The following is a 14,041-nucleotide window of genomic DNA, read 5'->3' on the forward strand; positions in this document are numbered from 1 at the left end:
TTTGAGAAACAAAGTTAAAAATTATTTTAATTCATACTTAAAATTTTTTTTCTTTAAGCTATTTTTGCAAATTGTAAGCTAAAGAAATAGAATTTATGCAGATTTCAGAAAAGTATAATCCACAGGAAACAGAACAGAAATGGTACAAGTATTGGCTGGAAAATAAATTTTTCCACTCAGAACCCAATGACAAGCCTCCATATACCGTGGTCATCCCTCCGCCAAACGTTACGGGGATTTTACACATGGGTCATATGTTGAATAATACCATTCAGGATGTTCTGGTCCGTCGTGCAAGAATGCAGGGCTTTAACGCCTGCTGGATTCCGGGAACAGACCATGCTTCCATTGCTACCGAAGCTAAAGTTGTTGCCAAACTGAAATCTGAAGGGATCAGTAAATCCGATATTACCCGTGAAGAATTTTTAAAACATGCCTGGGAATGGACCGATAAATACGGAGGAACGATCCTTGAGCAGTTGAAAAAACTGGGCTGTTCTTGTGACTGGGACAGAACCCGCTTCACTATGGAAGAGAAATTGTCCCAGCAGGTGATCAAAAGTTTTGTAGACCTTTACAATAAAGGATTGATCTACAGAGGATACAGAATGGTCAACTGGGATCCGGAAGCAAAAACCAATATTTCCGATGAAGAGGTAATATTTAAAGAACAAAACGGAAAACTATATTTTCTTAAATATAAAATTGAAGGAACCGAAGAATTTCTTTCCGTGGCTACCACGCGTCCGGAAACTATTTTTGGAGATACTGCCGTTTGTATCAATCCGAATGATGAGAGATATGCTCATTTAAAAGGTAAAAATGTCATCGTACCGATTGTTAACAGAGTGATTCCGATTATTGAAGATGAATATGTTGATATTGAATTTGGAACAGGAGCATTGAAAATCACACCTGCTCACGATACCAATGACTATGAGATCGGGCAGAAACATCAGTTAAAAATGATTGATGCTTTGGATGATGACGGAAACCTTAATGAGCACGGACTGCATTATGCCGGAAAAAACAGATTTGAGGTAAGAAAGCAGATTGCAAAAGAATTAGAAGAAAACGGACTTCTGTTAAAAGCAGAAGACTACGTAAATAAAGTAGGAACTTCAGAAAGAACGGGTGCGGTAATCGAGCCTAAAGTTTCTGTTCAGTGGTTCCTTAAAATGGCGGATATTGCCCAGCCGGCTTTGGATGTCGTAATGGACGATGAGGTGAAATTTTATCCTGAAAAGTTTAAAAACACCTACAAACACTGGATGGAAAACATCCGCGACTGGAATATCTCCCGCCAGCTTTGGTGGGGACAGCAGATTCCTGCGTTCTATTACGGGGAAGGAGAAAATGATTTCGTTGTTGCAGAAAACATTGATGAAGCATTAGAACTTGCCAAGCAAAAAACCAACAACCGACAACTGACAACTGATAACCTGAAACAGGACGAAGATGCTCTTGACACCTGGTTCTCATCATGGTTATGGCCAATGTCTGTATTTGACGGTTTACTTGATCCTGAAAATAAAGAAATCAATTATTACTATCCAACTTCAGATCTGGTAACTGGTCCGGATATTATTTTCTTCTGGGTAGCCAGAATGATCATGGCCGGATTGGAATACAGAAAAGAAGTTCCGTTTAAGAATGTTTATTTTACAGGTATTGTAAGAGATAAGCAGCGAAGAAAGATGTCAAAATCTTTAGGGAACTCACCGGATCCGCTTGAATTGATGGATAAATATGGAGCAGATGGAGTACGTGTAGGAATTTTATTGAGTTCTGCAGCCGGAAACGACCTTCTTTTTGATGAAGATCTTATGCTTCAGGGAAGAAACTTCATGACGAAGATCTGGAGTGCATTCCGCTTGATCAACATGTGGAATCATGAAGATAAGCCGGCGAATATTGCAGACAACCAGGCAATCGAATGGTTTGAAAATAAATTAAACAAAATGATAGTAGAAATAGATCAGCAGTTTGAGAAATTCAGAATTTCTGATGCGCTGCACCTGATCTATAAATTGATCTGGGATGATTTCTGTGGTTGGTACCTGGAAGCCATTAAGCCTAATTACGGAGAAGGAATTTCTAAAGAAGTATATGACAGAACTGTTATTTTCTTCGAAGAATTAATGAAACTTCTTCATCCGTTTATGCCTTTCCAGTCAGAAGAAATCTGGCATTTGATCTCTGAGAGAAGCATTGAGGAAGCGTTGGTAATTGCACAGCAGAAAAAAGCTGGAGCGTTTAATGATGCTCTTATTAAAAACTTTGAGACTGCTGAAGAAATTATTTCCGGTGTTAGAAATTACCGTCAGACTAAAGGAATCTCACCGAAAGAAATCGTTGAAGTATATACCAGTGCAGATAAGTTTGAAAACGAAGCGGTGATTAAGAAATTAGCTAATGTTTCTGAAATTCATTTCGGTGAAAAGACAGAGAAGCCAAGCTTTACTTTCCTTATTGGGTCTACGGAAGTTTCGATTCCTTTAAGTGAAAATTTAGATTTAGGAGAGGAAAAAATAAAAACAGAAGAAGAATTGAAATACCTGAAAGGATTTTTGATCTCTGTAGATAAAAAGCTTTCCAATGAAAAATTTGTGGCCAATGCAAAACCTGAAGTCGTAGACGGTGAACGCAAAAAACAAAAAGATGCGCAGGATAAAATTGCCATTCTGGAAGAAAAGCTGAAAAGTTTATAATCCTAAATGAACAGTAATTGCTCGGAATATCAGGCTGAAATATCAAGAACCCGGTTCGGGAAGCCTTTTATATAAAATGGAAGACTATTTGTATATATTGTAAACCATTCCGATAAGTCTTGCAGGAATTGTCAATGATTCCGGAAAATGATATACATAAAAGAAGACTGGTTGAACTGGTCTTCTTTTGTGAATTTAATGATATAATTGAAAATTAAAAATGACACATATAGAAAACATAAAAAAACTATTCTCAAAAGACTTTGTAGAAAGTCCTTTGCTTGAAAGTTTTGAAGTGGGGAAGATCTATCTTTCCAGTGGAAAATTAGTGGCTTGTGATCCTTTGATTACCAATGATATGAAACCTTTTTCTACAGAATTTCCAAAAGGAGATTTTTCAGTTTTACTGCATAAAGAAAGAGAAAGCAACTGTGTAGCATACGCTGAAATTATTTTCACGAATGCAGAAATTGCAGAATGGAAATTAGCAACAACTGATGATCAGAATCTGAAAGATCTGTCCGAAGGAGAAATTTTCGGCTATCCTGTAGAAAGCGGAATGGGTTGCTTTATGGATGTGGGTACCCAGGAAAAGCTCAATGATCTCGAAAAAAGGTTATACCACAGCAAAGGAGTGGATTTTATGGGAATCTATGAAGAATTCTTCCATGATTATTTCTTTGATGAAAACGGGGCGATAGACCAATATGCATTTTTGAAGCCGGCAGAAGATCATCCCGGAACAATTTTCGCTTTTGAGACCGGATATGGCGAAGGATTTTATGCAAGCTATATCGGTTATGACAAAGAAAAATCACCGGTAAAAATTGTAACAGAATTTATTGAAATAAGTTAAATAAAAATAGTTATTTTTGAAGAACAACTTCCACCAAATATAAATTATTAAACTAACATAAAACACAATGAATTTCTCATCAGAACAACCCCGGATTATTGTTGTAGGCAGTTCCTCAATCGATTTGGTCTTAGAAACAGAAAAACTTCCACAGCCTAATGAAACCGTATTAGCCGTTAATTCCGACAGTTATTTTGGTGGAAAAGGGGCTAATCAGGCCGTAGGGACAGCCCGGTTGGGTGCCAGCGTATATTTTGTAGGCTGCGTCGGCATGGATCCTCTTGGGCAGCAAATCATGAGGAATCTGGTAAGCGAAAATGTGAATGTAGGGTTTGTGTATGAAACAGACAGAGAATCAACGGGAACGGCATATGTTACAACAAGCCAGGGACACGCTGCCATTGTAGTGGTACCAGCTGCCAATAAATGTTTGAGTATAGAACATATTGAGGATGCTGATAAGTATTTTCATACCGCAGATCTTGTTCTCGTACAACTGGAAGTTTCCATGGAAGTGGTGGAATATACCGTAAGAAAAGCTAAAAAATACGGCAAAAAAGTAGGATTGTATGCATCCCCTGCGATGAGAGTAAGTGACACCATTTTGGAAATGGTAGATTTTGTAGTCGCAAAAAGCAGTGAGCTGTATATTGTTTTTGGAAAAGAACAGCGAGAAGAAGTTCTGAAAAAATTTTTCAATAAAGTTTTTGTTCGGGATGATACCAATTCAACCATCTACTTCGATGGTACGGAAATGAAATATTACCGGAATGATAAAGATGAAACGGTTTACAAGATGGGGATGGGAGATGCCTTTACTTCAGGATTTGCTGTAGCTTTATGCCATGGAAATTCTATTGAAGATTGCGTGAAATTTGGAAATGAAGTTTCATCAAGAGTGTCCGGTGGCAAAGGTTCTCAGACGGGGCTGCCAAGGAGGTCGGATTTCGTTTAAACTATTTGTTACATATCGAAAATTATAAACTTCACACAAAAATATAAGTAAAATATCCACTTTTAGGGTGGATATTTTCTTTTATACTATGGAAAAGCTAATCATCACAACACGGGATCATATTTCTCTGGCTGCGCATATTTTTGAGCCGGAACAAAGTAATAGCAAACTGCTGCTGATCAATTCTGCGACAGGGGTGAAACAACAGGTCTATTTTTCTTTTGCCAACTATTTTTCTGAAAAAGGGTTTACGGTAATTACCTATGATTACCAGGGAATCGGTCTTTCAAAACCAAAGCATATGAAAGGATTTGATGCTTCGATGAGAATTTGGGGATCAGTAGACTATAAAGCATTGACGGATTATATTAAGATCAAATTTCCTGAATATAAAAAATATTGCCTTGGTCATTCCGTAGGAGCATTGATCTTAGGAATGAATAAAGATTCCGACCTGTTTAAAGAATTTATCTTTGTAGGAACTCAAAATGCTTTTGTAGGAAATCTAAAACTTAGGACAAAAGTGGAAGCCTATTTGGGATTTGGAATTGCACAACCTCTAACCACCGGGTTATTAGGTTATTTCCCGGCACATTGGTTTGGTCTTGGAGAAAGTCTTCCAAAAAATTGTGCATATGACTGGAGAACCCTAATTTTAAACAGAAAATCAACCAACAGATTGCTGGAGAAAATTGATGATTATTCTAAAAATTTAACGCAGAAAGTGTTTGTGATCCGTGCAGAAGATGATATATGGCTGACTGAAAAAGGAGTCAAAAGTCTTTTGAATGACACCTATCCAAACCTTAGACCTACTTACAGACTTGTAGAAACATCCGAATCCTCAAAGAAAGAGATAGGGCATGTGAATTTTTTTAGAAGTTATAATAAAAACCTTTGGGATATAATTTTAAATGAACTGACAGATTAATGAAAAGTACAATTAACAACACCGTAGAATTTGTAAAAGAAAAATTAGAAGGAGCAGAAGCCGGGCACGACTGGTACCATATCGAAAGAGTATGGAAGCTTTCAAAAAAAATTGCGGAAGCAGAAAACTGTAATCATGACGTGGTAGAGCTGTCGGCATTGCTGCATGATATTGCCGATCCCAAATTCCATAACGGTGATGAAACATTGGCGTTGAAAATTTCCAGGGAATTTCTGGAATCACAGCAGGTTTCGGAAGATATCATTGAACAGGTTTTGTTTGTTATCAAAAATATATCATTTAAAAACAGAGGTGAAGCCCCTTCAGAGCTGCCTATTGAACTTAAAATTGTTCAGGATGCCGACCGTATCGATGCGATTGGTGCCATTGGAATCGGAAGAACATTTAATTTCGGAGGATTTAAAAATAACCCGATGTACGATCCGCAAGTGCCACCCAGTCTGAATATGTCCAAAGAAGAATATAAAAAATCGAACGGCACTACGATCAATCATTTCTATGAAAAACTCCTGTTACTGAAGGATTTGATGAACACAGAAAAAGGCCGGGAACTCGCACAGCAAAGACATAATTTCATGCTTACATTCCTGGATCAGTTTTATAAAGAGTGGAATGTTGATTAACATTCCCTCAAAAATTCCGAAATGAGTATCTTTGCAGTATGGTATTTATCATTTTTGTTATCTTTTGGGCTTGTGTACTTTCTTTGGTTTTATCAAAAGTAAAATCGGGAAGGATGGCAAAATGGGCGAAATTATTTCGCATCGTTACCGTTGTTTTTTCGGTTTCCATATTTACCTATTGGTTTATCAAAAAAAGTGCGGTAGGGTTTATCGACAATTCGGTTGGCTTGCAGGTCATCAATAAACTGCCTCAGACATTGGATTTTTATGTAATCAATGTCAATAATCCTGAAAAGAATGGGGTGTTGGAATCCAAGCATATTGGTAAAATACGTCCCGAATATTATAGGGTAGAATATCTGAAAATGGATCAGTCAAACGAATACTGGATTGTAGGATACCTGGGCAAAAAAAATCTGGTGTATTTCTCTCAGCATTCCGTTCCTAATAAAAATATTGACCAGATTGTAGAGGTTCAAAACTATATCAACCAAAGTTTAAAGCTTTCTGAAGCTGCAAAAAAGCAGGTTGACGCCTATAATTATGAAAATACCAAATTGGGAATCTGGGTAGCATTGGATCTGCTGCTCCTGTTTCTCAATTTGGTATTGATCGTAAGAAAAAATAAATAACTTATTTAGCTCCGTTAAGAATATACCTCAAAAGATCGGCTTCTTACGCGAATTTTCTTTTACCTATTAAGGATAATCCAGGATATGCATCACCTGTTCTTTAAACTCTTCAGGACAGTTTTTAATTAATTTGTCCTTATTATGCTTGCTGATCTGCGTAGCGTCTAGCCATTCTGTTATATTAGAATTAAGGCTGCTGGTGTCGTACACTCTTTTTATTTTATTATCTGTATAAAAAGTATAGGCATCGCCCAGCCAGTTGCTGGTAATGCTTATCGTACAAATTTCTTTTTCCATAACATTATAGTTTTTGAGCATTCAAAATTGAATGCGAATTGTGTAGGGTGGAATATATTAAATTTACGAATATAAAAACCCTTTTAATTATAATTTTTATAAAAAAGAAAAATAGCCTACAGATGTACTGTTTAAATGGTGATTTTTAGATAGATTATTGCTTTTTTCACCAAGTGTTGATATTTTTTTATTTGTTTAAAACAAAGTTCCTGTACTTTCAGTCGCCATTTGTGGGACCGGAAGATCAGTTTTCCACTTTTCATTCAATTTTTTGATGAAATAGGCAGATAATAGAGGGGATGCTTTTTCAATATTCTGGTGAACAAAAAAGTAAAGATTCTGCAGTCCTTCCTTCTTCCATTTTGTAAGATGCTCGAGCCAGTCATCCAATCTTTCATAATCACTTTCTGCATTAGCTCCTACATACCGGATGAAAGCGCTGGGAGTGGTAAGGCGCATATGAAGCATATCTCTTCTTCCGGCCGTATCTACAATGATGTTCGTGATATTGTGGGCTTCAAAGAGCTCGCAGGTGGTATTCAGGATGTTTTCGTCGGTAAACCATTCTGTATTTCGGAGTTCAATGGCTAAAGGAACTTCTTTCGGCCATTCCTTGACAAATTTTTCAAGCCTGTCGTAATCTTTAGGTTTAAAATTATCATGAAGCTGGAGAAAAGCCATTCCCAGTTTTTCATCAAAATTTATTACTGCGGATGCAAAGTGAGTTACAGGATCTGTAACATCAATCAGTCTTCTGAAATGGGAAACCGTATTGGTTATTTTTGGGAAAAACTTAAAATCAGCAGGGGTTTTTTCCTTCCAGGTGATTACCTGATCCGAAGTCGGCATTCCGTAAAAAGTAGCGTTCAGTTCTATAGAATTAAACTGGGTCGCATAATACGTCAGTTCATCTTTCGTTCCTTTCGGATAAAAGCCTTTAAGGTCGGTTTTATTCCATTTTGCACATCCTACAGAAAGGGTTTCCAGTCCTTTTTTGTTTTGATTTAAAATTTCTTTCGTTCTGGGATGATCTTTTGGTAACGTAAAATCTATTTTTGAAGGGTCTTCTACTTGTCCGAATTTCATATGAGTGATTTTTAGGTATTATATGATATAACAAATATAAAACAAAACAATAGAAAATTCTATGGTTTTGGCGTTAAAATGATCCCTGTCAGCGTCTTCTGTAATGAGTGTTTTTTACTTTTTTGTTAGAAAATTACATCATTCTAATCAACAGACTATTTTCATAGAAGTTTTTAGAAAGAGGAACGGCTAATTCTTAACAATCCGGGATTTATTCTTCCTGTTCACATTGTGTTCATATCACGAAAAGTCTTTAATAGGCGGAGTAAGCTGATTTTTATAGGCTTAAAATATTCCTGAATTAAAAGATTGTCTAACCTTATTAAGTTTTTTTTAAGGAAATATTAAACTTTGTGTTACATAATGTTAATTGTATGTTACCATACTTCATCAGCAGGGAATCTAATTTTGCCCTAGAAATAAGAAGTAAAAAAATGAAAAAAAAACTGATCTGTGCTTTTGCTTTATTGTCCTTCGGCTTTGCATTTTCACAGGAAACTACCTCTAAGATTTTTGGAAGGCTGAAAGGAACAAGTTCGGAGCTTACTGTAAAAGTAATTCACGTGCCTACCAATAGTACTTTTGAAACAAAAAGTAACAGCAAGGGGCAGTTTAGTCTGGATAACCTGCAGCCGGGAGGTCCGTATAGTATTGTGATTTCTGATGGCTCACAAATCGTTTATTCTAATACCAACGTCCAGCTTTCGTTAGGAAATAATGATCTGCCGGTAGTGGAGATCAATAATGGGGAGAAAACCATTGATGAAGTTAAAATTACTTCCAAGAGAACAAGTGTAAAAAATGGAGTCGGAATCAGCCAGGCTCAGATTTCCGGACTTCCCAATATCAACAGAGGAATTCAGGATGTGACGAAACTTGTACCGCAAAGTGCCAATAACTCTTTTAACGGAACCAATTTCCGATATAATAACGTAACGATTGATGGATCTATTAATAATGATGCTATCGGTTTCAGTCCATCTTTGGGAGGGCAGACAGGAACTTCGGGGATGCCCGGGAGCAGTACCCGTTCCAATTCTATAAGTTTAGATGCTATCCAGGATGTTCAGGTGTACATTGCTCCTTATGATGTAAAGCTGGGAAATTTTCTTGGCGGAAGTATCAATGCTGTAACCCGAAGCGGAAGTAATGATGTGACGGGATCGATGTATGTGTATGGAAGAAATGCTTCTATTACAGGAAAAAACAGAGTGGGAGACAATTCTAAGATGCCGAATTCTTTTGAAGATTTTATTTACGGGGGAAGAGTAGGACTTCCTGTGGTAAAGGATAAGGTTTTTCTTTTCAGCAACTTTGAGTATACGAAACGAACAGACCCGGTTTTTTATAATGCAGGCGACCCCAATGCTTTGGTAAGCAATACAGTTGCTCAACAGATTTCTGACTTTGTACGAAATAAATATAATTTTAATGTAGGAAGTTTTGATCAGTATACCAACTTCTCGGAAAGTGCTAAGATGTTTAATAAATTAGATTGGAAGATCAACGATAAGAATACTTTATCCATTAAGAATAACACTGTGTTTTCTCAGGCTTCAAATCTTGAAAGGGATGGAGCCAATTTCAGATTTTCCAGCATGGATTTTATCCAGAAAAACACCTCTTCTTCAACGACTTTAGAATTAAAGAGCCGTTTCAATGATAAATGGAATAATAATTTGGTATTGGGATATTCTTCTATTCATGATTACAGAGATCCTACTTCTACCAATAACATGTTTCCACAGGTGGAAATTGCCTATAACGGCGGAACTATTTTATTAGGAAATGACAGAGAAGCTACTGTTTTTAACATGAAACAGAAAACTTTTGAGATCACAGATAACCTGACCTATAAAACAGGGAATCATACGTTCTTATTAGGAACACACAATGAATTATATAATATTGATTACGGTTTTGTAAATGCTCTTAACGGAAGAATTTCTTACAAAAGCCTAGCGGATTTTTATAATTCCAATCCTGCCAGAATCAGAGGTACGTATCCATTCAACGGAGATAGCAGACAGACGATTTTCGATAATCCGTATGCACAGTATAAAGTAAATCTTCTTTCCTTATATTTCCAGGATGAAATTAATTTAGGAAGACTGAGATTGTCTCCGGGAGTGAGAGTGGATTATACTGATCTGCCGAATAAGCCTCTTTTAAGCCCGAAGGTGACGAGTTCTCCTGCAGATCCTAATTACGGAAATACTTATACCTATACACCACTGAGCCAGCTCAATAATGATTATCTAACTAAACCGACACTTTCTCCAAGATTAGGATTTACGTGGGATGTTACAGAAGACCGTTCTGTGGTAGTAAGAGGAGGTTCCGGAATCTTTGTGGGAAGAATACCTTTTGCATGGCTGGGATACGCCTATTATAATGACGGGGTAGGTTTTGGCAGCTATGATTATAATGCACCGACTGCCGCACAGCTTGCAACGAATGGAGATCCTTTGGTAAGCGGAAATTTCCCGAAATGGCAGAATTCTTCCAAAGTGCAGGTGGATCTTATCGATAACAATTTTAAAATGCCAAGAGTATGGAGAAGTTCATTAGCCCTGGATTACACATTCGCAGGATATAAACTAACCTTAGAAGGAATTTATACGAAAGTACTTTACGATCTGAAGTTCCAGCAGGTAAACAAAACAGACAATGTAACGTATTACAGCTATGATGTGAATCATGAGATGCCGATTTACACCACCAATATCAATAGTAATTTTTCTAATGCCTATCTTTTATCCAATACCAAAGAAGGATACCGGTATAATGTGACGGCACAGATTTCAAAAGCGTACAGTTTCGGGTTTAATTTCTTTGCCGCTTATACATACGGTGATGCAAAAGATATTACCAATGGAATCCGAAACTCTATGGAAAGTAACTGGCAGATGAATCAGTCGCTGACTCCTAATGATCCTAAATTGACAACTTCCAATTTCGCGATCAAAAACAGAGTGGTTGCTAACCTTGGATATGCCTTCAATGTTTCGAAATCCAACAGATTGTCTGCGAATGTATACTTCAATGCACAATCAGGAAATCCTTTCTCATGGGGATTTGTAAACAGTACGATTGCCAATACGGGACAGGCAGCAGGATTGGCTTATATCTTTAAGGATGCGACTGAAGCGGCAAAATATATTGTGCCTATAAAAGATGCATCAGGAAATGTAGTGGTTACGGCCCAGCAGCAGATCGCGGATTATGAAAACTTTGTTAATGGAAGTAAATATTTAAGCTCCCGACGAGGAAAGTTTACAGAACGTAATGGTGATAATACTCCGTGGAATATCCAGGCCGATTTCAGAATCATGGATGAGATAAGATTAAGTGAAAAATCTAAAAATAATATTCAGATTTCATTAAGCATCATCAACCTTACGAATCTGTTGAATAAAGATTGGGGGAAAGTATATTTTGTACCTAATACCTTTAATTCCACAGCCAGTGTAGGATTAACGAAAGTAGGAAATGTAGCAGCAGGACAAACTGCCGCAGGAGATCCTACTTATAATTTTACAAAACCAGGATTGCCTTATACTATTGACCAGTTTGCGTCAAGGTTCCAGGCTCAGCTTGGAGTTCGATACAATTTTTAATTTTACTTTATATATTCTTTCAAGGGGTCCGGATTTTCTTTCCGGGCCTTTTTTATAAAGATGCCTTAGGATTTTACTTATTTAAAAAAACAAAAACCATAGAAATTCCTATGGTTTTTATATTGCTTCTGTATGGCAGAATATGTTTTATTTTACACCTTGTGTTACCATTCTGTTGGAAACAACCGAATAGATACAACCTGTAGTTTTTAAATTAACGGTAATGGTACCTGGAACAGATCTGTAAGCGGTATCTCCATAGGGTTCAATAATGTTTCCGCTTGAATCTTTTACTGTTTTTCCTTTTATCGTATACGTCATCGTTGCTGTTCCTGTAAATCCGCTTGAAGGATTAAAAGTCACAATACCTGTAGATTTATTATAGGTCCATGTTCCTTGGGCAGTCACTTTTTTGCGGTACAATGTTAGATCCGTATCGCTGCTTTTTGTAAAACTGAAGGTTGAGTAATCAATATTGGCATTGCTTCCCGTTGGAGGAGTTGTAATACTGATCGGACCTTTATAAGCGATATCATTACTGAAAACCGGAATATTGACTGGCTGAAGTTTACAGGTAGAAGTCACATCATCATTAGCCACAGCGGCATAAGGAAGAGTAAGTTTTACATTTCGGATAATATGCTGTTGATATGCTGCTCCTGTAGAAGCTGCAAAACCAAGCTTTAAAACTGAAGGTACTGTTGCATTCAAGGTCTGATTAGTAGCCGACCCCTCAACATCTGAAGTATTAAAATCAGTTACCTGTGGATTTGCATTTTCAGTATAAGGCACCGAAGTTTTATAATGATAATAGTTGATGACATTCACCGGTGTTCCGCCCTGGGTTGTCTGAATATCCACTTTGATATCAAATCCATCTGTAGTAGTAGGAGTAATAAAATGTGGAATAAGATCAAGGTATACTTTCCTGAATTCTCCGGCATTGTTTCTGAGATCAAAAACTGATGTTAATGTATTTGAAGTAGCCAGATAGCTTCTGTCATTTTGTAAAGCCAATCCCACGGTTCCTGTATTGCTTAAGGTAGATCGGGTAACCAAAAGAGGATATCCTGTAAATCCTGTACCTAATCCATTAGAATTGATAGCAGCACCCATTGCTCCCCTTAAAGAAACATGACTTGTCGCCTGGCTCCAGGTTACCCCAGCAATACCATTTACTCTGGCATCACCCTGAAAACGCTTGGACTTAAAATTTCCGAACTCATCCAGACCAATCCCCAGGTATCCTCCTGATAAACCTGCTTTTCTTAGCGATGCGTAAGTATCCTTTGCTCTGTTGTAAGCATACCCTAGACCTGCACCTGGTGATCCGATAGTGGGGTTTGTTATAGCCCCGTCATAAAGAAAGAATGATAAACCATCTCCATAGGTCCCGCTTAGCGGTGTTCCGTTTTTCATGTCATATTCAAATTCAACATGAAGTCCGTTTACGGAAGTAAAAGTTCTTCCGTTGATAAATAATCCTCCAAACTGTCCTGAACTTGCAGGCGTAAGCTGTACTCCTGTAGCAGTATATGAGGCATTTCCCTGTATCGAAAGTTCCGGTGCTGAAGAAGCATTCATCAGCGAACTTGAATAGGAATAAAACCCATAAATACTGGCCACTTCAGTACTGTCTGTCTGTGCATACACGAAATGTGTAAGCAGTACGAGAACCAGGCTCATCAATGATGGCCTTGTAAAATTCTTTTTCATGGCTGTTTATTTTACGACAAATACGATGTTGATGAAAGAGGCTGAAGTAGCATTCGATAAAACATCATAATTTAATACACCCGTGCTGCTGATGCTGTTTATTTTGAAAACAGTGGCATCATAGCCCGTTACATAATAATATAAATCTGTTGCATTCGGAAAAAACGGGATCGTGGCTGGAGCAGATGCGCTTCTCGCATTAGTCGGTACATTCGAAAACTGATTTTTATACAAAGTGTATAAATCCTTTGTTTGTCCTGTTCCGGTAGTTGTCGTGTCAAATACTATACTCGGCATATAGAAAAACCTGGTAGCATTGGGAGAAAGACATGCCCAGTCCGGAGCTGCAGGAGTTCCTACATTCTGACTGATACATTTCTTATTGGTATCAAAAATGACCAGTCCTGTTGCAGGATTAGTAACCGATGAAAGATTGCTTATTCTTGGGAGTAAAACCCCTTTAGAAGTACTAGTAACATCTAAAGCTGAGCTTGGGTCAGGGGTAGAGGTATTAATACCCACCTGTGCGGTCATGGAACAAAAAGCCATTACCAACATTGCTGTAATAATTTTGTACATTTTCGAAATAATTT

General features: G+C 37.4%; 11 protein-coding genes. 7 read left to right on the forward strand and 4 right to left on the reverse strand.

Annotation, left to right across the window (positions count from 1 at the left end; genetic code table 11):
* The first annotated feature begins 95 nt into the window (after window positions 1–95).
* From IW15_RS05870 to IW15_RS05895, 6 genes are all read left to right on the forward strand, one after another.
* Window positions 96–2,711, forward strand: a complete 2,616-nt coding sequence (locus tag IW15_RS05870) for a valine--tRNA ligase (RefSeq protein WP_034710005.1) — start codon at window positions 96–98, stop codon at window positions 2,709–2,711.
* Between the two features lie 220 nt (window positions 2,712–2,931).
* Entirely contained in the window at window positions 2,932–3,567 is a 636-nt protein-coding gene (locus tag IW15_RS05875; protein ID WP_034710006.1) for a DUF4241 domain-containing protein, read from the forward strand.
* Between the two features lie 67 nt (window positions 3,568–3,634).
* Window positions 3,635–4,522 carry a ribokinase gene (locus IW15_RS05880; RefSeq protein ID WP_034710007.1) on the forward strand — a complete coding sequence of 296 codons (888 nt, stop codon included), beginning with the start codon at window positions 3,635–3,637 and terminating at the stop codon, window positions 4,520–4,522.
* Window positions 4,523–4,610: 88 nt separating this feature from the next.
* Window positions 4,611–5,453 (forward strand): alpha/beta hydrolase family protein, encoded by an 843-nt coding sequence (locus tag IW15_RS05885; RefSeq protein ID WP_034710008.1) that lies wholly within the window; start codon window positions 4,611–4,613, stop codon window positions 5,451–5,453.
* Entirely contained in the window at window positions 5,453–6,097 is a 645-nt protein-coding gene (locus IW15_RS05890; protein WP_034710009.1) for an HD domain-containing protein, read from the forward strand. The genes IW15_RS05885 and IW15_RS05890 overlap by 1 nt, the downstream gene beginning before the upstream one ends.
* A gap of 113 nt (window positions 6,098–6,210) precedes the next feature.
* Window positions 6,211–6,729, forward strand: a complete 519-nt coding sequence (locus IW15_RS05895; protein WP_034710292.1) for a hypothetical protein — start codon at window positions 6,211–6,213, stop codon at window positions 6,727–6,729.
* 66 nt (window positions 6,730–6,795) lie between these two features.
* Here the strand turns inward: IW15_RS05895 and IW15_RS05900 are convergent, their stop codons facing one another.
* Window positions 6,796–7,026: a hypothetical protein gene (locus IW15_RS05900; RefSeq protein ID WP_034710010.1), complete on the reverse strand. Its 231-nt coding sequence runs from the start codon at window positions 7,024–7,026 to the stop codon at window positions 6,796–6,798.
* A 195-nt stretch (window positions 7,027–7,221) separates the two neighbouring features.
* Entirely contained in the window at window positions 7,222–8,112 is an 891-nt protein-coding gene (locus tag IW15_RS05905) for a DUF72 domain-containing protein (protein WP_034710011.1), read from the reverse strand.
* A 434-nt stretch (window positions 8,113–8,546) separates the two neighbouring features.
* Between IW15_RS05905 and IW15_RS05910 the strand changes: the two genes are divergently transcribed.
* On the forward strand, window positions 8,547–11,732 hold the full coding sequence (locus tag IW15_RS05910) for a TonB-dependent receptor (protein WP_034710293.1): 3,186 nt from the start codon (window positions 8,547–8,549) through the stop codon (window positions 11,730–11,732).
* A 147-nt stretch (window positions 11,733–11,879) separates the two neighbouring features.
* Here IW15_RS05910 and IW15_RS05915 read toward each other — a convergent pair whose 3' ends face one another.
* Both IW15_RS05915 and IW15_RS05920 read right to left on the reverse strand, forming a co-directional pair.
* Entirely contained in the window at window positions 11,880–13,448 is a 1,569-nt protein-coding gene (locus IW15_RS05915; RefSeq protein WP_034710012.1) for a hypothetical protein, read from the reverse strand.
* A 6-nt stretch (window positions 13,449–13,454) separates the two neighbouring features.
* Window positions 13,455–14,027 (reverse strand): hypothetical protein, encoded by a 573-nt coding sequence (locus IW15_RS05920; RefSeq protein ID WP_051881794.1) that lies wholly within the window; start codon window positions 14,025–14,027, stop codon window positions 13,455–13,457.
* Window positions 14,028–14,041 lie beyond the last annotated feature (14 nt).

The organism is Chryseobacterium soli (assembly GCF_000737705.1).
GTDB classification, from domain to species: Bacteria; Bacteroidota; Bacteroidia; order Flavobacteriales; family Weeksellaceae; genus Chryseobacterium; species Chryseobacterium soli.